Origin of the sequence: Spirosoma oryzae, assembly GCF_003002825.1 — a bacterium.
Lineage (GTDB): Bacteria > Bacteroidota > Bacteroidia > Cytophagales > Spirosomataceae > Spirosoma > Spirosoma oryzae.
Genome location: NZ_PVTE01000015.1, coordinates 1 through 18,268 on the forward strand (window position 1 = coordinate 1; position 18,268 = coordinate 18,268).

General features: G+C 44.3%; 15 protein-coding genes and 2 pseudogenes. 10 read left to right on the forward strand and 7 right to left on the reverse strand.

What is annotated here, in order from left to right; all coding sequences use genetic code 11:
- The 6 genes and pseudogenes from CLV58_RS28415 to CLV58_RS28775 form a co-directional block, all read left to right on the forward strand.
- Positions 1-650, forward strand: a 650-nt coding sequence (locus CLV58_RS28415) for a GTPase-associated system all-helical protein GASH (RefSeq protein ID WP_211300875.1), incomplete at its 5' end; no start/stop codon positions are given.
- Between the two features lie 8 nt (positions 651-658).
- Positions 659-1,642: a TRAFAC clade GTPase domain-containing protein gene (locus CLV58_RS17240; protein ID WP_106139080.1), complete on the forward strand. Its 984-nt coding sequence runs from the start codon at positions 659-661 to the stop codon at positions 1,640-1,642.
- Entirely contained in the window at positions 1,629-2,456 is an 828-nt protein-coding gene (locus CLV58_RS17245; protein ID WP_106139081.1) for a TRAFAC clade GTPase domain-containing protein, read from the forward strand. Before CLV58_RS17240 ends, CLV58_RS17245 begins: the two co-directional genes overlap by 14 nt.
- Positions 2,453-4,945: a GAP1-N1 domain-containing protein gene (locus tag CLV58_RS17250; RefSeq protein ID WP_106139082.1), complete on the forward strand. Its 2,493-nt coding sequence runs from the start codon at positions 2,453-2,455 to the stop codon at positions 4,943-4,945. The genes CLV58_RS17245 and CLV58_RS17250 overlap by 4 nt, the downstream gene beginning before the upstream one ends.
- Positions 4,942-5,970: a phosphorylase family protein gene (locus tag CLV58_RS17255; RefSeq protein WP_106139083.1), complete on the forward strand. Its 1,029-nt coding sequence runs from the start codon at positions 4,942-4,944 to the stop codon at positions 5,968-5,970. The genes CLV58_RS17250 and CLV58_RS17255 overlap by 4 nt, the downstream gene beginning before the upstream one ends.
- A gap of 108 nt (positions 5,971-6,078) precedes the next feature.
- Positions 6,079-7,203: pseudogene (locus tag CLV58_RS28775) on the forward strand (IS3 family transposase); the annotation flags it as partial.
- Between the two features lie 423 nt (positions 7,204-7,626).
- On the opposite strand, the gene CLV58_RS17280 reads toward CLV58_RS28775, so the two are convergent.
- The gene (locus CLV58_RS17280) at positions 7,627-10,959 is read right to left on the reverse strand and encodes a DEAD/DEAH box helicase (protein WP_106139087.1); all 3,333 of its coding nucleotides are present in this window, start codon (positions 10,957-10,959) and stop codon (positions 7,627-7,629) included.
- A 641-nt stretch (positions 10,960-11,600) separates the two neighbouring features.
- Here CLV58_RS17280 and CLV58_RS17285 point away from each other — a divergent pair.
- The 3 genes from CLV58_RS17285 to CLV58_RS17295 are packed head-to-tail and all read left to right on the forward strand — an operon-like array spanning position 11,601 to position 12,777.
- The gene (locus CLV58_RS17285; protein WP_106139088.1) at positions 11,601-11,804 is read left to right on the forward strand and encodes a hypothetical protein; all 204 of its coding nucleotides are present in this window, start codon (positions 11,601-11,603) and stop codon (positions 11,802-11,804) included.
- Entirely contained in the window at positions 11,801-12,076 is a 276-nt protein-coding gene (locus CLV58_RS17290; RefSeq protein WP_106139089.1) for a hypothetical protein, read from the forward strand. The genes CLV58_RS17285 and CLV58_RS17290 overlap by 4 nt, the downstream gene beginning before the upstream one ends.
- Positions 12,077-12,078: 2 nt before the next feature.
- Positions 12,079-12,777, forward strand: a complete 699-nt coding sequence (locus tag CLV58_RS17295; protein WP_106139090.1) for a recombinase family protein — start codon at positions 12,079-12,081, stop codon at positions 12,775-12,777.
- Positions 12,778-12,957: 180 nt separating this feature from the next.
- Here the strand turns inward: CLV58_RS17295 and CLV58_RS28780 are convergent, their stop codons facing one another.
- Genes CLV58_RS28780 through CLV58_RS17310 form a run of 3 tightly spaced genes read right to left on the reverse strand, consistent with a single transcriptional unit; the run spans position 12,958 to position 14,171 of the window.
- On the reverse strand, positions 12,958-13,167 hold the full coding sequence (locus tag CLV58_RS28780; protein WP_106139091.1) for a GDCCVxC domain-containing (seleno)protein: 210 nt from the start codon (positions 13,165-13,167) through the stop codon (positions 12,958-12,960).
- A 3-nt stretch (positions 13,168-13,170) separates the two neighbouring features.
- The gene (gene merTP / locus CLV58_RS17305) at positions 13,171-13,761 is read right to left on the reverse strand and encodes a mercuric transport protein MerTP (RefSeq protein WP_106139214.1); all 591 of its coding nucleotides are present in this window, start codon (positions 13,759-13,761) and stop codon (positions 13,171-13,173) included.
- A 26-nt stretch (positions 13,762-13,787) separates the two neighbouring features.
- The gene (locus CLV58_RS17310) at positions 13,788-14,171 is read right to left on the reverse strand and encodes an ArsR/SmtB family transcription factor (RefSeq protein ID WP_106139092.1); all 384 of its coding nucleotides are present in this window, start codon (positions 14,169-14,171) and stop codon (positions 13,788-13,790) included.
- A gap of 1,002 nt (positions 14,172-15,173) precedes the next feature.
- Here CLV58_RS17310 and CLV58_RS17315 point away from each other — a divergent pair.
- A protein-coding gene (locus CLV58_RS17315) for an IS5 family transposase (RefSeq protein ID WP_106139093.1) occupies positions 15,174-15,925 on the forward strand; the annotation gives its coding sequence in 2 pieces (ribosomal slippage) (positions 15,174-15,489 and positions 15,489-15,925; 753 coding nt in all).
- 13 nt (positions 15,926-15,938) lie between these two features.
- Here the strand turns inward: CLV58_RS17315 and CLV58_RS17320 are convergent.
- The 3 genes and pseudogenes from CLV58_RS17320 to CLV58_RS17325 all read right to left on the reverse strand — a co-directional run bounded on the left by CLV58_RS17320 (position 15,939) and on the right by CLV58_RS17325 (position 18,080).
- A pseudogene (locus tag CLV58_RS17320) lies at positions 15,939-16,273 on the reverse strand (YnfA family protein).
- Between the two features lie 31 nt (positions 16,274-16,304).
- The gene (locus CLV58_RS29000) at positions 16,305-16,436 is read right to left on the reverse strand and encodes a hypothetical protein (RefSeq protein WP_281257927.1); all 132 of its coding nucleotides are present in this window, start codon (positions 16,434-16,436) and stop codon (positions 16,305-16,307) included.
- A gap of 393 nt (positions 16,437-16,829) precedes the next feature.
- Complete coding sequence (locus tag CLV58_RS17325) at positions 16,830-18,080, reverse strand: hypothetical protein (protein ID WP_106139094.1); 1,251 nt, start codon at positions 18,078-18,080, stop codon at positions 16,830-16,832.
- Positions 18,081-18,268 lie beyond the last annotated feature (188 nt).

Consider the following 18,268-nt stretch of genomic DNA (forward strand, 5'->3'; position numbering starts at 1 on the left):
CAAAATATGCGGCAGAACAATCAGCTATCGGAATTACTGAAGTTGTGAACTCTGCCTTATCCGAACAATCGAAATCCCTTTCCTCTATACCTACCTCCATTCAAAAGTATCTTGATACTTACTTCGCTCAACTTCAACCGTTTTTCGAAAACTTAAATACTTCATTAGCTAGCAGTATCACTGCCAACAATAAACGTAGTGAGCTCCTTTGGTGGAAGCAATCGCTGTATTCCCGTTCACTCAATACCAGCTACCGAAGCTTAGATCCATTGAACGCGGCCGTTGCCATGGCGCTTGATCTTACTGAACAGGTGGAGGCTATTTACCCGGAAAGTGTGGATTACCTGCTTCGGGAAACGTTAAAAGACGTGCACAGTGAGAAAGCAGAGAGTGAACGCCTGCTCACCGATTGGTTAACAGATGGCAGCAACCTGCACAATGACATTCAACGAGCGTTGAGCAAATATGCCGCGGGAGGAAATGCACGCAAACCATTGCTTAGTGCATGGGCCAATGTCGTGCAGTCGGGCGAAGCCACCGAACTTTATACTGAAACAGGTATCGACAAAACAGCCAAGTTGACTTTGTCCGGTCTGGCGGTGTGGTTGTTTCATGGGTTGCAAGCGCATAAACTGGCAACTACTAAATAAAGCAGGACATGGCAAAGCGAAGATGCAACAAAGAAGGTTGCTATGCACCTAACGATTTCTGTCTTGTACTAGCTGGCCCACTGCACGAGCAATGTCAGTATTTTGCAAATGCAGGAATCGTAGAAGCACCTGCCAAAACGGCTAAAAAGTTGGGAGCGGCTACGGCAATTCCGTGGACGGGAGAATGGTTGCGACCCGAACAGCTAGACCTTCTGACGCACCGAGGTACGCCTAAAATTATCGGTTTGGTAGGATCGTCCGGGGCGGGAAAAACCACCTACCTAGCGATGCTATACTCACTGTTGTTCAACGGCAAGCGCATCGAAAACTGGGATTTTGCCGGGAGTTATACACTAGACGGGTGGGAATTGCAGGCCAAAACGTTGCAGGTGCAGGAAGACGGCACAGTGCGAAACCCCGATGCTACACCTTCCGATAAAGATTTTTATAGCTTGTATCACTTCGCGCTGCGCCATGATGGTTTTTTACATGACATTTTATTTGCTGACTCATCGGGCGAAGTATTTTCCAAATGGGCGGACAACGTAAACGACCCAGCTGCTGAGAATGCTCGCTGGATATATGAAAACGCCCATGCGTTCCTATTATTTGTAGACTGTGAGGCTATCATCAGGCAGCGGGGTAGGGCGGGGAGTGACATAATTCAGTTAGCCGAACAAGTAAAAAGCGGACTGCGAAGCAGACCAGTGGTGATCATATGGTCAAAAGCTGACTTAGCCCAGCAGATGCGTGAAAATATTGTAGAGGTTATCAAACGGAGTTTGTCTGAAAACTTTCCTGGAGCTGTATCACTGGAGATCAGTAATTATTCGAAGTCAGACTCCGATCAGCTTTGTCACATCAACAATGTAGGCGTGACTAAAACAGTACTCGATCAACTGGCCAACCCGCGCCCCCTGCACATTGCCCCCGCAGTCATTCAAACAGATGACTTTTTCTTTTTATACCGAGGCAGCTATGGCAACAAATAACGAGATATTAATCATTGGACCGCCGGGTTCGGGGAAGACCACCTTTGCGGCCCAACTATATGGTCGCCTGATTGGTAAAAAAGGAAAGTTGCAACAGGATTTCTCACCTGAAAACATCGATGGCATTAAAAGCGCCTTCTATCGTTTGGCTGACGGATTAGAAACAGAACCTACTTCTTCTACTGATAACTTGGAGGTTAAAATCCCAGTTATATACGAAGGGCAAAAATTCGTATTGCATTGCAAAGATTATGGCGGGGAGCAGGTACGTGACCTCGTAGCCTTGATGGAATACGATGAAACCTGGATTGATCGGGCTAAAACCAACGATCGGTGGATTCTTTTTATTCGTCCGTCTGAAATTGAACACCGCTTCGACTTGAGCAAGAAAGGGTACGCTATAAAAGACCAAAAAGAAACGAAAGCTCTATCCTCCAGCACATCTGATCAGTCCCGGTTCATCGAGTTATTGCAAGTGCTGCTGCACGCACGTGGCACAGGCATGAAAAGTCCTATCGATACCCCCAGATTGCTCATTGCATTAACCTGTTGGGACGAACTGAGCACCAATTTGAAACCGGAGGAAATCTTGCAGCAAAAGATGCCGCTGTTCGCCCATTTCATTGCGGCCAACTGGCTGTCAGGTGCCTTCATGGTAGTTGGAGTATCCGCTCAAGAATTTCCATTACAAACTGACGAGGCCCGCGACAAATACTTGGACGAGATGCCTCAAAATTTTGGTTATCTGGTTTTAGACGACAATCCTAGGGAGAAAGACCTGACTCGCCTGATTGAGAAAGTCCTAAGCCTATGATAGTTATTCACCAAGCCAAATATGGAGAAGTGCCGGGTAAAACTTCTGGGCATGATCTACTAGCCGCTTCCGATAAAAGAACCGAATTGTTTAGACGGGTAAGCGGTTATACCGATCTGGCCGATCGACCTGAAGGCGGGGTTTTGTCTGGCCCGGTGGTACGAGGTTTCTTTGTCGAAGATCATTTTCTGTTGATTAAAACATTTCCCGACAAAAGTCCAGGACTGCGTTCCGGGCGGGTGTTTTCGCACGCTCTGTTCATTCCAAAAAAGGACTTGCACCGAGTGCATGATCTCGGTGAGTTATTTCAATATCATCTGCAAAGCATTAAGAAAGAAGCAGAAATGCACTTACTGGAGTACCACTCGCAGGAGGCTGTGGCAACAACTGGAGAAGTTAACGGAAGGGAAGTAGCTGCTACAAATGCCTTGCTGCAAAACCAGTCATTCGCTTGGGTGGGGGAGGAAGGCTACTGGCAATGGATAGTACGTATCTGGCCCCAGTTACCGTCAGAGATAAAACAAACGCTGAAAATCGGAGCTGCGTTTAATCCTTCTTATGCCAAAAATGAATACCTCAACATACTCTACATTCCCGAAGCCGCTAAAACCCTATGGGGACGGCATTCTCTTCGAGTTGTCGATTTAGGAGAAAATGAAACCCTGCAATCCGCAGCCGCACACTGGCTGATGGGGAATACAAAGGAAGCCGCACCTTTTCAAGTTTTGGTTGACGACTTTGCCCCGAAAATGGAATCTATTAGAAAGCTCAACCAGCTTGAGGATTATGGCAGGACTTACCACCAGATAGACAAGAATCCGGAGCTAAACCAGTTGTTGGTATTGGCACACTTTATCTCCCAGATTAGTCCCAGTGAAAAGGTTGGCATCAAAGGTAAAAACAGGTTGTTGACTGCAATTCTTCAAGCTATTCCCAATGCTCCGGTAAATATGTTCACGGCTCTTATTTACCAGAGCTGGAAAGGATTTCCAGATGCAATACCTTCCGCTTCAAGTGCGGTGCGTAGCTGGCTTACCAACCATCTATTTCAAGGTAGCCAAGCGACCAAAGGTGGTGTTGTGCTTTTACAAGCATTGAAGGATAAAACGAAAAACTGGTGGGCCAGCACTGTGTTGAGTTATTCAAGCGACCGGCTAAAAAAGCGACAATCGGGCGATGCTCCCATTTTGTGGCAATGGATAAAAAATGAACCTGCGTTGATTGCCGAACATGCTTCCTGGTTGCCAGATGATGCTGAAAACGAGCTGACTCAAAAAATTCCAAAGCTAGAAACATCAGTAGCCGAATCCATACTGCAAATGGCCGAACAAAAGGATTGGCTTGTGCTACATGCGAAAGTGGCAGCGCAGTTTTATTCTGCTCAGAAGGCAATCGAAGCACAGTTGCGTATAGACACAGATGAAGGCCATACCGTGGCTTTAGAAGCCTTGTCCAACAGCATGAGCGGAAGCTCTTTTGTACCTGTAGCAGCCAGTCACACCAATGCCCGCTTACACCGCATTGCTGGAAAATTAATTGCGGAAAACAGCAAATTGCTGAAAGGAATCGATCTTATCAGCGAAGGTTGGCAGCAGTGCTGGAAAGCAGCCATTGAACAAGGCGGTGAAGTTTGGTCGGGCATTCCCAACCCAAAACAAACCCTGTTCAAAATTCTCGATCACCTTCTGGCTGGAAATGCGTTCAACGAATCTCTGCTATATGCCATAAGCATTGGAAAGTATAGCAGCCTAAAAGATTATACACAGCGGGCGTCCATCTGGTCTGAGCTTCCCGAGAAAGCACGTTCCGGGTTCATTACCGCAACACTTATCGAGCTAATTGACGAGCTCGACACTAGCAAGTTAAGCTATAACGAGCTCGAATCTGAGTTGAAAATGGGACTGCAATCGCAAAAAATGCAACAGGTTATTATCAGCAGCACAGCAATTCCGCTCACCAAGAAACTACGGCTATTCGATGTACTGCCCGGTATGAGAGAAAATCACGCACAGCAGTTGATACAAAATCATCACTTTTCTCCAGCAGAAGCAGAGGAATTTGGTCGGCTTATTTCTAAATACAAATGGAAAACTGTAGTCGAATCGCTGTATAATGAACGATCAAAAAGAAATGACTTGGTCCCCGCTCTATTTCAAAGTAGCCACTTACTCGGTTTTTTGCAACGTCTGAGTCTTGCCGTTAGTGGATTGAAGTCTGATGCAATTACGCATGATGAATGGTGGGAGGTATTTCTTTCTAGAGCAGTAGAGCTATATCCATTGGGACCGACTCAAAATGGGTTGTGGACGAACGCAGGTGGGAAATTGGAAGAACTCCATTATCATAGTGTCTCAGGGAAGCAAAGCTGGTCGTTCGCTATTAATCATATTCGGAATGGTGGTTCGCCATCGATAAAAAAATTACTGAAAGAGATGCATAAAGAATTTTACGGAGATTTTACGTTATCACAACTTGTGCAATCAATATGAATAAAATCATACTTATCCTAACTGCGCTGGAAGTGGAGCGTCTCGCTATTGAGCAGCATTTAGAAACCTTTATGCCGGTAGCACATCCTATAACCGGCACGGATTACACAAAAGGCTCCTACCGCTGCAATGGTGAAGCCCTTGAAGTAATTGTTGCCCGTACCGATCAAACAAACGTGAATGCGGCCATCGAAACCGAACGCGCCATCGCCCACTTTAATCCCGAATACGTCTTTTTTGCAGGTGTGGCTGGTGGATTGAAGGATGTAAAAGTCGGAGACATTGTCATCGGTCGGGACGTTTACGGTTACGAGCGCGGAAAGGCCGAAGGAAACATCTTTAAACCCCGGCCACAATTTGGGGCTTCCACTTATTCGTTGGAAAGGTTGGCCGGTCAGTATGCAAAAAGCGAAGCCTGGAAACAAATAACTGGGAAGCTCCTGAACCCAGAATTTGCTCCCGTCATAAGCACTTACACCGGCACCATTGCTTCTGGTGAAAAGGTAGATGCTTCCATTGACTCAGACCTTCATCAATTTCTCAAACAAAACGCCAGCCATGCCCTCGCCATCGAAATGGAGGGTCTCGGCTTTCTAGAAGTCTGCCGCATGAGACCCATGGTTAAAACCCTGCTGCTTCGCGGAATTTCCGATCTTGTAGACGATAAAGGTCAAATGGATAGTAAAGGCTCCCAACCATACGCATCTACCACCGTTGCCGCCTTCTTGTTTGGACTTCTTGAGCAACTGGAATTTTCAGATACCGCTACCCAACGCACCCGAGAGCAAAAGCTAGTTGAAGTCATGTGTAAGCTTTATCCAGGAGGATTGCGAGATAATCAAATCTGGATAGCGGCAGGTAGAAATTTATCTTTAGTCAATCTAGGCCAGTCTGGTAAGGGGCAGTGGGTTGAAGCTATTCGAACTTTAAAGTTAGGTGGAGGAGGTAATATAACTACGGATAGTTTAGTCAGAGCAGTTGCCGAAGAATATGGAGATAATAAAGATGTAAAAGAGTTACTGTAGCTGAAATGTAAGCTTCCCCCCAAAAGTGATCGGTTGAACAGTAGAGTCTTCCTCTTAACTTTTCAGTAAAGGGAAGAAAAATGAAAGCAAACTGCAGCGGCGGACCGTCGATTCAGCGAGGCCCAAATCGTGGCTATCCTTAAACAACAGCAAAGTGGTCAGACCGTTGTGCAGATTGCTCGGGAGAATGTTATTAGTGAAGCGACCTTCTACAATTGGAACCGGGGCGCCGGAGCGACAGAAGTATAGCGGAATGGAAGCTTACGAATTAAAACGGCTCAAAGATCTCGAAGACTAAAACCGACGGCTGAAGAAGATGTACGCTGAACTGAGCCTAGATCACGAAGTCGTAAAAGAGGCACTCAAAAAAAAATGGCGGTCCGCCGCTGCGGTAGGGCCTGCTCAACGTCGTCAGTTAGCTCATTGGATTGTCAACGCGAAAGCGTACAGTCAGCAGCGCGCTTGCCGCTTGGCAGGATTAAGTCGTCGAATGCTTACATATCAATCCAAACGCCAGCCGGATACTGAAGTTGAACAGGCCCTTCAAACAGTTGCTCGTCGTCATCCAGGATGGGGCTTTTGGCGGCCGCCGCGCGGAAGATTCGTCATCGCTTGCGCCGACAAGGTCATCCCTGCAATCACAAACGGCTTTGGCGCATTTATCGCCAATTGGGATTGAATTTGCCCAGGCGTAGACGTAAACTATTACCTGATCGGGTGCGGCAACCCTTACCAAAGGCAATCGCAGTGAACCAGGTCTGGTCATTAGATTTCATGCGGCAGCCGCGCTGTCTGACGCTTTGCGAGATGGCCGGAGATTTCGGACACTCAATGTCTTGGATGATTATAATGGCACCGGCCACCCGGCGAGAGGCATTGGGCGTATATATAGATTATTCACTGGCCGCCAAACGAGTTATTCGTTTTCTTGAGCAGTTGATTGAAAGCTATGGCAAACCCAGTTGCTTACACTGTGATAACGGCCCGCGCGGCGGCCGCCTAAATTTATTAGTACTGCACTGACAGAGTGGTGTGAAGCGAGAGGCATCAGTTTACACTGGATTCAACCGGGTAAGCCTACCAAGAACGCTTTTATTGAACGGTTCAACGGGAGTTTACGCTGGGAACCGGGCCGCCGGAGCGGTCTTAGATGCCTATCTGTTTCGTAATTTAGATCAGGTGCGGGAAGTAGTTGAAAATTGGCTAAAGGTTTATAACACAGAACGGCCTCATTAGGCACTCGGCTTCATGACACCAATTGAGTTCAAACAAGCGGGATAGGCTCTAGTCGAAATCTGATCACCTAGCAGGGAATAGCACAAGTTATCAAACCAAGCCGTGATAGAAGGCAGCTATATAACGAGTATGTGACATAACAAGGGCTTTAAGAAAGCCAACCATATGGTCATTTCACCTAGGTGATAAGCTGTCAAAAGATTCAAACATTATTGCGAAACAATTGTCTCACCTAAGCAAATTACATATATCTAAACTAGCTCTGTGTCTTTAATTAGAACTGGAGCGTGCATCAAATTGGCATATATCGAACTTGCCCTATTATATGAGTTTTCCATTTCGTTTTTAAAAAATAGCATAGCGAAAGTCTCAGTGGATGGCAATACAGCTAATAAGTACTCACCACAGTGTTAGTAAATATTATTTATTAGCTATGATTTGTAGTGGTATATCACCTGTTTCCCGAAGATAAAATTCTGTAACACCAAAAAGCTCAACAAGTTTATTATTAGAGTCATTTAAAAGTTTAGATTTTGATAAGCCTGGTTGAACAATAAACACATTAAACTTCACTTTCTTTTCCTTCAAAGTTCTCCTTTTGATTTCTACTAGATCTTTTATATTGCCAATGATAAATCGAGTTTGATTATGCTCTCTTTTTCTTTGGGCTTCTCTATATTCTAAGTGCTCAACCAGTCTTAGAATATTATGTTTATACCTAATACACTTTTGTGCTTGACCACATACCTCGTAAAATTCACCAATACGAATTCCAGCGAAGGATTCTGAGGAGTATTTACAATGATAAAGCTCAACAATTACTGAGTTTCCGTCCAACCTAAATGCAACTATATCAGCCGCCTCACCTTTGTCATCGTCATTGAAAATTATCTTATAATTATAAGTGTTTTTTATGGTTTCAATCACGTGAAACTGAACCGAAGAATAGTCAATAGGATCAAAACCTTGAGATTCAGTTTTTATATCAACAGTGGCAGGCCAAATCCAATCATTTATTGCTTCTATATCATATATATATCTTTCTACACTTTGAGGCCGAATATAGTAATTATCTTCAAAATACGAAGTATCTTCAAATCGTACTATCGGTGTGTTATCTTTAAACCACTCTAATAAACTGAAGCGTTTACTACCTAATCGAATTTCAGCGTACATTTTTGAATTAAGTGATATAAACTCTAGACCTTTATCACTAACATTAATTTTATAGGAAGCTTTATATCTTGAAGATGTAATTTCAAAGAAGATTGGTCCAGTATCTGAAATATTTATCAATTCTATGTCCACGGCATAAAGCGGAATTGAATCACCATTGAAAACTATATCAAAATGATGCTCAACATCAGAGTAAATTAAATCAGGCCATTCAATAGTGATTGGGCAAAAGTTTGGTCTATATTTGATTTCTTCTGGAAGTAAAACTCCCTTTAGAAAATCATCGGTAGATATAGAATCATCAGTTAGTTTTTTACCTTGATAGTCGCACCATATTTTATATTGAGCTATGGTGTATGCCATTCTCGACCAAATCCTGCCCTTATAAGAGCACCCGATTGTTACCTTATCTCCATGCTCAATCCCTAATCCAAAAACATTTGATTTAATGTGAGAAGTCAAATGTGCAGGCGTTAGACCCTCTTTTACATCAGGCCCTGTGTACATCACATACCTTTTAGGACCTTTATTTGAGTATAATAATCCAACGTTAAACAGAACAACACGTCTTACATTATGAAAACAACGAAATACATCTTCACCACGAATAAGAATAGCTTTATCGCCTATTAATAATTTTGCTAGTTCTTCATGGAGAGAGCTATTATTAGTACTATTAATAAAAAGAAGTTTTAATTTAGGATTCCAATATGCTATGTAGAGATCATATTCTATTGACTCTAATTCTTTAATATTGCCCCAGACAATTTTTTCTTGCCTCTGAACAATTGCATATACTACATTTTCAGTAATGTTAATATCATCAAAATAGATATTCTCTTTATTTCTAAAATACTTCGTAAAGTTAGTAGGTGTCCAATTTACTTCTACATCTTTATTCTCATCAACATAATCATCTTCATCTTTTTCATTCTCCTTTATCTTATATACTACTGCGCTGCATCTTGGAAAAATTTGTGTTACCGAAACTTTTTGAGGCTTTTTACTAAACCCTCTAATCATTTCATCAAGACTTGCTACACCTGAAATAGTATCTTCACTTTTTATTCTTAAAAGCTCGTTCCAATTTGAATCCTCGTTATATAACTCTTCAAGATTTTCACTTACTTTAGGGTCAGCTATATTTGCAAAAAAATGAGCATCTCCAATCTTATCTGAATTTCTTACGCTTCTGGTAAAGCGGCCAGAAAATTGTAAGGTAATTCCTAATGTTCTATGATGATCGTGAATAGCTGCTATTTTTAGCTGTGGCAAATCGAACCCTTCGCCTAACATATTAACACATACGATAATTTTATGCTTTAATGCTTTAATATTTTTCAAAATGCTAGCCTCATTATCTATTTTACTATAAATAATTACAGGGTTTAAATCTGTCTCATTCTTATAGAGATTAAATACTTGTTCTGCTCGTTCTTTCTTAATGGTTCTAGCCATCAGAACATGTTCAAAGCCGTTTGCAATATCTTCTCTTAACTGAGCAATTGCTTTTTTTGCTATGGCTTCATCTGATCTATCGGGATGCCATTCTTGAATAGGTACGAAATTTATTGTTTTAAAATAACCCTCTGACTGAGCTTGGCTTAAAGGATAATTATATATTAACTTTCCTGACAAAGGCTTTTTATCATTTCTAAACGGTGTAGCCGTAAACTGCAAAATCCGTTTGTTAGGAAAATAACTCTTAACTTCCGCCCAAGTAGGAGCTGCTACGTGGTGTGCTTCGTCTATAAATATTTCTTCACAAAATGAATTAACTCTAGCCATTATTTCAGGCTTAGATTCAGCCATAATAGGCATAGTGGAAATTATAACATTGGCTTTCTCAAATATTTGATCTACTTCATTAAGTGATTTTGGCCTATGCCTCAGTAAAGCTACAATTGGGAAAACAGCGCCACTTTTAATTACATTAAAGTTTTGTAATATGCCGAAACAAGAAAATTTACTAAAAGTCTGTTCTCTTAGAGCATCAAAAGGAACAATAATTAGTAACTTTTTACACGGTAACGCTGTCAACAAGGATAACATTGTCTCTGTCTTACCAGTACCAGTAGGCATAACAATTGTTGCTGGATCTTTTGATATAGTCCAGTGAGATAAAGTTGAATAAATAGCTCCAATTTGAGGTTTTCTTAAACCCTTTATAGTATCACTTTCTAAGATTGCTTCAAATGTATTTAACCAACTTTTTTGTACTTCATCCGCTTTTTGTGGAGTAAAATATTTCGCAGGGGTTATGGATGGAATCTTAGGATGTTTGAGCCATTCTAAATTATGGCAGTTATTCCTAGAAAATAATTCAATAATATCTAAATCTTTATCTCTTTTTACTTTGATAATTTGGTCGTAGTTGTCTGTTGTAAACGATCCATTTATATGCACATACAATTTTTCACCATTTTTATTAATACCACTATATCCTTTCTTTTTACCATTTTTTGAAGTGACTTCTGTGAAACTAAATTCTTCTTCATATGCAGGTTTTATTAGATGGCTTATCAGTTGGTCTTCAATTTTGATAGAAACGTTTATGGCAGGTAAATAAATTTTCATTTAAAATGTGGATTTAAGTTGAACATATATACTGTAAATATAATTATTTTAACAATTTATTATATACTATCGAATTCTAAACAATTTATCTCCTCTTACAAACGCTCGTTCATAAAACGCCCAGGCTAGTATCATGTCGTAAAATGTGAACGTTAGAAGGAGATCGAAAGCCCAGGCAGGCCTCCGATGCTGAGTACCATCACTGAGCCCTGTTTGAACAGGGCTTTTTTGTGCTTCGTCTTCTCAACTCCAGCCTTGGGTCAACACTCTCCGCCAGGGTCTGTATGAGAAGCTGGTCGGTCTTCGTTCTCGCTTCGGCTTTCCCGCTCAATCTCCTCCACAAATTCTTCCGTCGACACGGCATGGATGTAGGGCTCATCGAGGTCATCCGCCGAGCTAGGTGTTAGGGTATCATTCTCTGGATCCATGGCAGCAAACTTGTCGTGTATACACCGGTCAAATTGGCTCCTGTCCGAGAACAAGCAAGCCCGAGCCAAAGGTAGCGGGGCATTTAAATTTTATTCCCGTCATGATCGGGTCGGGTCTTATGGGTTGGGTTTAGTTTACATAGCTTAAACGGTCGTTTATGCTATGTAAACTAAACCCAAATCCCTATTTTTCCGGTATAGATTCGGGCAGTCATGATACACGATCAGGTTCAGGTCCTGCTGGCGAAATGGGAGTTAGTCAAAACGGTCGAGACCAGAATGGGTCCGATCCGGATTGACAGTAACGAACGGTTGAGTCAGGCCGAAGCCCAGACCCGGCAATCAACACTGGCTTGCTTTCATCCCCGGTACCAGTTTCGCGTTGTGGCCGTCGACGAAGATGTCAACTTGCTATGACGACGGAAGAGATACTGGGAAAGATTGCGGCCGGAGCCATTGGCCTGTTACTGGCTGCGTTTCAAACCGAGCGCAAACAAGCGCGCCGGTACCGACGGGCCCACCAGGAGCTGGTCAACGAATTCAATCAGTTCGAGGAGTCGGCTCGACTTGATGGCGAGCGTTCGCAGAATCTGCTGTCCCGCTACGAGACCAAGTTGCAGCAACAGCAGGAAGTGATCGATCAACTGACCAGCCAACTCAGCGAGGTGCGCCGGTTTCACTATAATTAAGCATGGCAAAGAAAACAGTGCCGGCCGCCGGTGAGCAACATCGCTACGTAGCCTACTACCGGGTGTCAACCAAGAAGCAGGGTGAATCGGGTCTGGGCCTAGAAGCGCAGCGGATGGCCGTGGCCGGCTTCGTAAAGGGCCCCATCGTGGCAGAATTTACCGAAGTCGAGTCGGGCAAGCGCGACCAGCGGGAGCAACTGCAACTGGCCATCGAGCGCAGCAAAAAAGACGGGGCTGTGCTGGTGATCGCTAAGCTCGATCGGCTGAGCCGGAACGCCAGCTTCATCTTCGCTCTGCGCGATTCAGGTGTTAACTTCCAGTGCGTCGATATGCCCGATGCCAATACCCTGACGGTGGGTATTTTCGCCACGCTGGCCCAGCACGAGCGGGAGTTGATCAGTAGTCGAACCAAGGCCGCCCTGGCGGCCAAGAAAGCACAGGGTGCGCAGCTGGGCAGTCCAAATAACCTGACCAACGAAGCCCGGCTAAAAGGGGCGCATACCTACCGGAAGCGAGCGGCTAACAATGAAAATAACCGGCGGGCCAAAGCGATGATCAGCATGATGCTTTCGTCGGGAAAGAACTACGTGCAGATTGCCGAGCAGCTTAACCTGGCCGGCTTCCGTACGGCGCGCGGGTGCCAGTTTCAAGCTACGCAGGTGATGCGGCTGCATAGACGTACTCAATCTGAAACTGTCTGATACCGCTCCTACTTGAGATGAAGCGGCTTATTCTCCTCATAGTAGACGTATTACAGTAGCATACGGAGAACAAAGAAGCCCCTATCGGGGCCTAAACGTATGAATCATTCACTCCATCAAAATCTTTCTATCCGGATTATGAAGGCATAATGTTCATGAAATTAGAATCTGTATGGTTGTTTAAGCGCAACATCTCCCTTGCTCCTGGATCGGTGGGCACTTCGCCGACCCATAGGAACAAAATACACAACAATCTCCCGCCAGCGGTTTTAAAAGGGTTTGGCAGGAGGTGCATTCATAAAAATAAATGCAAGCATCGGTCGGCATGGTCTCCGCTGCTTGGTGACCACAATTTGGGCATGTAATCACTGATCCGAGTGTGACGGTCATTCATTAGAGCATTTTTGTACTGGTGACTTTGTAGCCGGTGGAGTCCACCGCTTTTTTGATGTCGGCGAGAGAGATTTTTTTGCTATCGTATTTCACAGTAGCAGCCCCTTTTTGGTACGATACATTAACTGTCGATACGCCTTTGATCTTGGTAATTTCCTGCTTGATGTGATGTTCGCAACTTTCACAAGACATTCCTTTAATGGTCACATAAACTACTTGCTGCGTGCCCATCTGAGCAGGCTGCATGGTCGCTTGTTTCTTGTCCTGGTACAGCCAATTTGAGTAGGAAGGGAAAGCCAGTAGTAACAATGCCATTGCTGTCACGACACCTAAAATTGACTTCGTTTGCCAAAAGGCAGTTTTCTTCGTTTCGCAATCACATTCTATCGTTTTTCGGGGTTTTAAGTGTTCATACCAAGCCCACCCCAACGCGCCCACTGTCAGCGCAATACTGTAATGCCGCAAAGGTTCCAGCCAAGCCCACCCACCAGCCGAGCCGGTGGCACCCACCAGCAATGTGAGTAAAGGGACGGTGCAGCAGAGAGAAGAAACAAAAGCGGTCAGTAGCCCGGTCAATCCTGCAAGTTTCATAGTTTCATGATCATTATGGTCCCAATTCAAGCAGCCAGAAAAGGGGCAGTTTGCACAGTTTCGAGGTGTTCCAACATCGAATGTAATATGCCGGTTGATTCTGTTCGTAATGAATAAAAAACAGTCTGGCCTACTTTGCGGGCCTGGATCAACTGCGCGTCCTTGAGCTTACGTAAATGTTGGGAAACAGCAGGAATGGTCATGCTTAGAATATCACTTAAATCGCAGACGCACAAATTGCTTTCTTGCCGCAACAGGTAAATAATCTTCAGCCTGTTGGCATTGCCTGCCAAGTTCAGCACTTGAGCCAATCTGTCGAAAACCGGTTCAGCATCCTTTATTTTCTCAACACAATCGCAAATCTGTCCTTTATCGGCAAAGACGCGTACACATTTTGTCGGATTTTCCATTTCGGAACAAAGTTAGATTATTTGCTTATTTAAGCAAATTCTTAAATACAGGAAACAAATATGTTGTCATCTATGGAAAGAAAAGTGGTAAGCTTTAACTGAAAGCGAGCGGCGGCCTTATTAGTAAGCTCTGTATGGATTCTATGCGGGGACTCATCTGTCAACCTCTTCATCTGAATCAGCACCCGTTTATGTGCTCCCAATCAGCCACCGACTGATCAAACTCAAGGTAACTATGATGTTTCAGGGACATTTGGTCACTACCTAACTCCTACATCATTTACTGTTTCAAACGTACTGTCAGGTACTATTTATGTCTGTGATTTACCTGAAGACTATCATGTCTTGGGTAAACGCGTAACGTTTAGTAGTGAGTTTCGCGACGCGCAAAGAACGCTTACTGCTGTATTTGGCGTGAAAGAAGTATACTTCCTTTATTCAACCGCTATTTGCCCTCAATGAAACCACTATCAGTATTCTTGTTGATTTTATCCATCGTGGGCTGTCATCGTTCCGAGCCAAGTCCGACTGGTTGCGGTGTAAGCAACCCGCTGACCGATTTACCATGGCTGGCCTCGATTGTGACAAATTCAATTCCGGATCTGTCGATTACCCAAGCTACTTATTAACGAGAGACAGTGTACCTGATTAGTTCATGTGGCCGATGCTTCGCCGGTCCTAACGTGGCTGTCTACCACTGCGACGGGACAACATTTTGCAGTGGCCTTTTGCTCTACAGCAATCCTGATCCAGCTTGCAAGTCCATTCTAAATGCACTGACAAACCAGCAAGTGCTGCTGACTCGAGAATGATAAATGCTTAGTTACATAACTATACAACGCTACAATTACCAAAAATTTTGGTACTGAAAAACGGTCCATTTGGAAGAAAAGACCGTTATGAATGTATCCACGATCTAACAATTATCAGAACAACCTACTATAGCGGCTTAGGGCGCGTTGACAATTAGGTAAATCTGAAACTACTAAGCAACTTTGCGCCATGCGACGCTACGAAATTACCGATCAGCAATGGCAAAAGATTAAGCATTTGCTGCCCGGACAAGCAGGCCATGTAGGACAGACAGCAACCGACAATCGGCTGTTTATCAATGCGGTACTTTGGATTGGACGAAGTGGGGCTCCCTGGCGCGATCTGCCCGAACGGTTTGGAAACTGGAACTCCGCTTATCGACGGTTTCGGCGCTGGGCAATCGGTGGCATTTGGAAAAGAATCTTCGATGAGTTGCAGGAACCGGACCTGGATTGGCTTATGATTGACTCGACAGTAGTACGGGCACACCAGCATTCAGCGGGTCAAAAAAAAGCGACCCCGCCAGCGAGTGCTTAGGCCAGTCAGTAGGCGGTTGGACGACCAAAATTCACGCGGCTGTGGACGCATTAGGTAATCCATTGCGGATCATCTTAACTGTGGGGCAACGGGCCGATATTACTCAGGCGAAGGAGTTAGTGGTTGGTTATGAGCCAGCTGCACTGCTAGCTGACCGGGGATACGATGCGGATAAGTTGATTGATTGGCTTGACGAACACCAGATAGAGGTCGTTATTCCAGCTAAATTGAACCGGCTTGAGCAGCGCGTTATTGACAAGAATTTATACCGTGATCGCAACAAAGTGGAGCGGTTTTTCAACAAGCTCAAAGCGTATCGTCGGGTAGCAACTCGTTATGAAAAGACCGCCAGTAGTTTTGCTGGCTTTGTTTATGTAGCGTCGGCCATGATCTTGCTACACTAATTGTCAACGCGCCCTAGTGTGGGCGCGGCGTGAAATAAATAATACAGACACCAAGAAGGGCGATGACAGCCCCGATAATATCGTATTTGTCGGGCCGGAAATCATCTACCCGCCACGCCCATGTCAATGACATGACGATAAAAAAGCGCCGTATGTAGCATACACACGGCCAAAACCTGCTGGCTGTAACGTGGCCACAACACCATAGAGGGCCAGTAGCAAAACCCCGAGCATACCATAGCAGATTGATTTATCCGCTTTCAACCAAATCCATACCAAATAGCCCCCACCAATTTCACACAGACCGGCAAGAATAAAAATCAGGATTGCTTTCGTAGTTTCTGCCATCGTTTTCTAACGGGGAAATAGAATTAGTACATTAACGAAACTTCAGATTCTGCACCCGTACTGCGTTTATAATGGCCAGCATCGCTACGCCCACATCGGCAAAGACCGCTTCCCACATTGTAGCAAGTCCACCCGCGCCAAGAATGAGAACAATCGCTTTCACCACATCGACAGGGTGATATTGGGTGCATTTGCTGTTTCGTACAAAATCCGTCACTTAACTGATTTGATGACTCATCGACCTCAAAAAGCTAAGGCCCACAAAGTCAATACTTTCCGAACTACAGATAATTATCGATTCAAATACTCAAAATAACTTAAGAAATAGGGTCAGAAAACAGGTCTACCAACCATTCTTGTTTTTATCTTGCAAACCCGACTTTCTGGATCAATTCAGTTGATAATCAAATTGTTGTAAACTTATTGCGATTCAAATGACGGATTTTATACGAAACGGCAAAACTACCCAACTCTTCCTGAAACCGTATATTGCTGATTGAGATTAAGAAGTAATAAACTCAGCTAAAACCAGCGTTGAAGTCCCGGTGATTTACAATTATACTGAGTAGGCGATCTTTTCCAGCACCCGGTGGCTATCCCCAAATTTACATAGAGCCTCACAATGGGCCCGAAGCTCTGACATGAGCATATAGCGAATCGGTGTGTTCGTCTGCATGATTGACGGACGGGTGAGTTGCAATTCGACTTCTTTCCGGCGGCTGTCAGGGACTACTAAATACAACGAGGTAGCGTGGTCGGGTAACGAGCAGACTAAATCCGTCAATCGTAGAATACCGGAGTATATAGACGTACTTTTTTCAACCTCAAACGCGCAGATAATGCGACCAGTACCTTTTTCCAGCCAGACAATATCAATCAGGCCAATCGTTTGACTTGTTTCCGGAGAGACGGGTAGGGCAGGTAAATTCGGTAGACTCAGGAACGAAAAAGCATGACCGTTGTAATGCCGGGACATATCATTTCGGGCCGCAGCCACATCATATCCTAAAGCCCGGCCAATGGTCAGCAGGTGATATTGCATCTCACTGTGTGTGTGCTCTTCCTGCTGCTCGTTGACTACACCTTTGTGCCGTTTTTCGATCTGTTTCTGAAGTTTATCCCGATCAACAGCTGGTTGTTCAGCAAGCCCGGGCGTCAACAAATTTCCAGAACCTACTTCAAAAAGAAGGCCCGCCAATGCGCCAAGATCGTTGGATAGAAAGGAGCGATATTCGCTATTGGCTAGTAACATTTTTTCCCGGATCGCCAGATACTCTGACCAGGAGCCAAGTTTTCGCCGTTCGTTGTACAGGCGATTATAACCGTTGATAATGGCCGTATTGAACGGAGGTATCCAGGTGGGATGCAGGAAGTACACGATGCTGGCCACGGCGGGTCCCAGCCCCTTAATTTTGTGTGCGTCGAGTTTGTTGATCTCGCTAATGATCGTTTCGGGCTTCGTGGCTTTCAGGCAACATTCCAGGAACTGCCCAAAATAACGCTTATGGTCCTGGTTCTCGTAAATGTCTGGAATGCGCAACTTGGGTTTCCAGTAAAATGGGTGAGATGCACCCTCGAAAACTTGTTTCTGCTCGGTAATGCAGGATAAGACAAATTCGAGTGAACTCCCTTTAAAATCGTTGGGAAAGGAACCGTCTTTTATATCGCTGACAACCTGAATTACGCCACGTCTAATGGATCGGAAGGCTTTCAGCCTGTCCTCATTGTGTAAAAACCAGCTTTGATAGAGCAGATTTGGGTTTTGTTTGTAATCGTTAATCAGGTGGGTGAAGGAGTCAGTGGACATAGTACGAAATGAAGCAATTGACAGGGCAATTAAATTGATCTATTTAAAGGAGATAAGCAAGAAACTACTACCGATCCAATCGTCGTCACATGATAATGACCTGCGAATTCTATAAGTCTACGCGGGTAATCTTGTAAAAACTCTGCTTAGCAGCCACCGTTATAGAAGGACACAATTCTATTACTCAA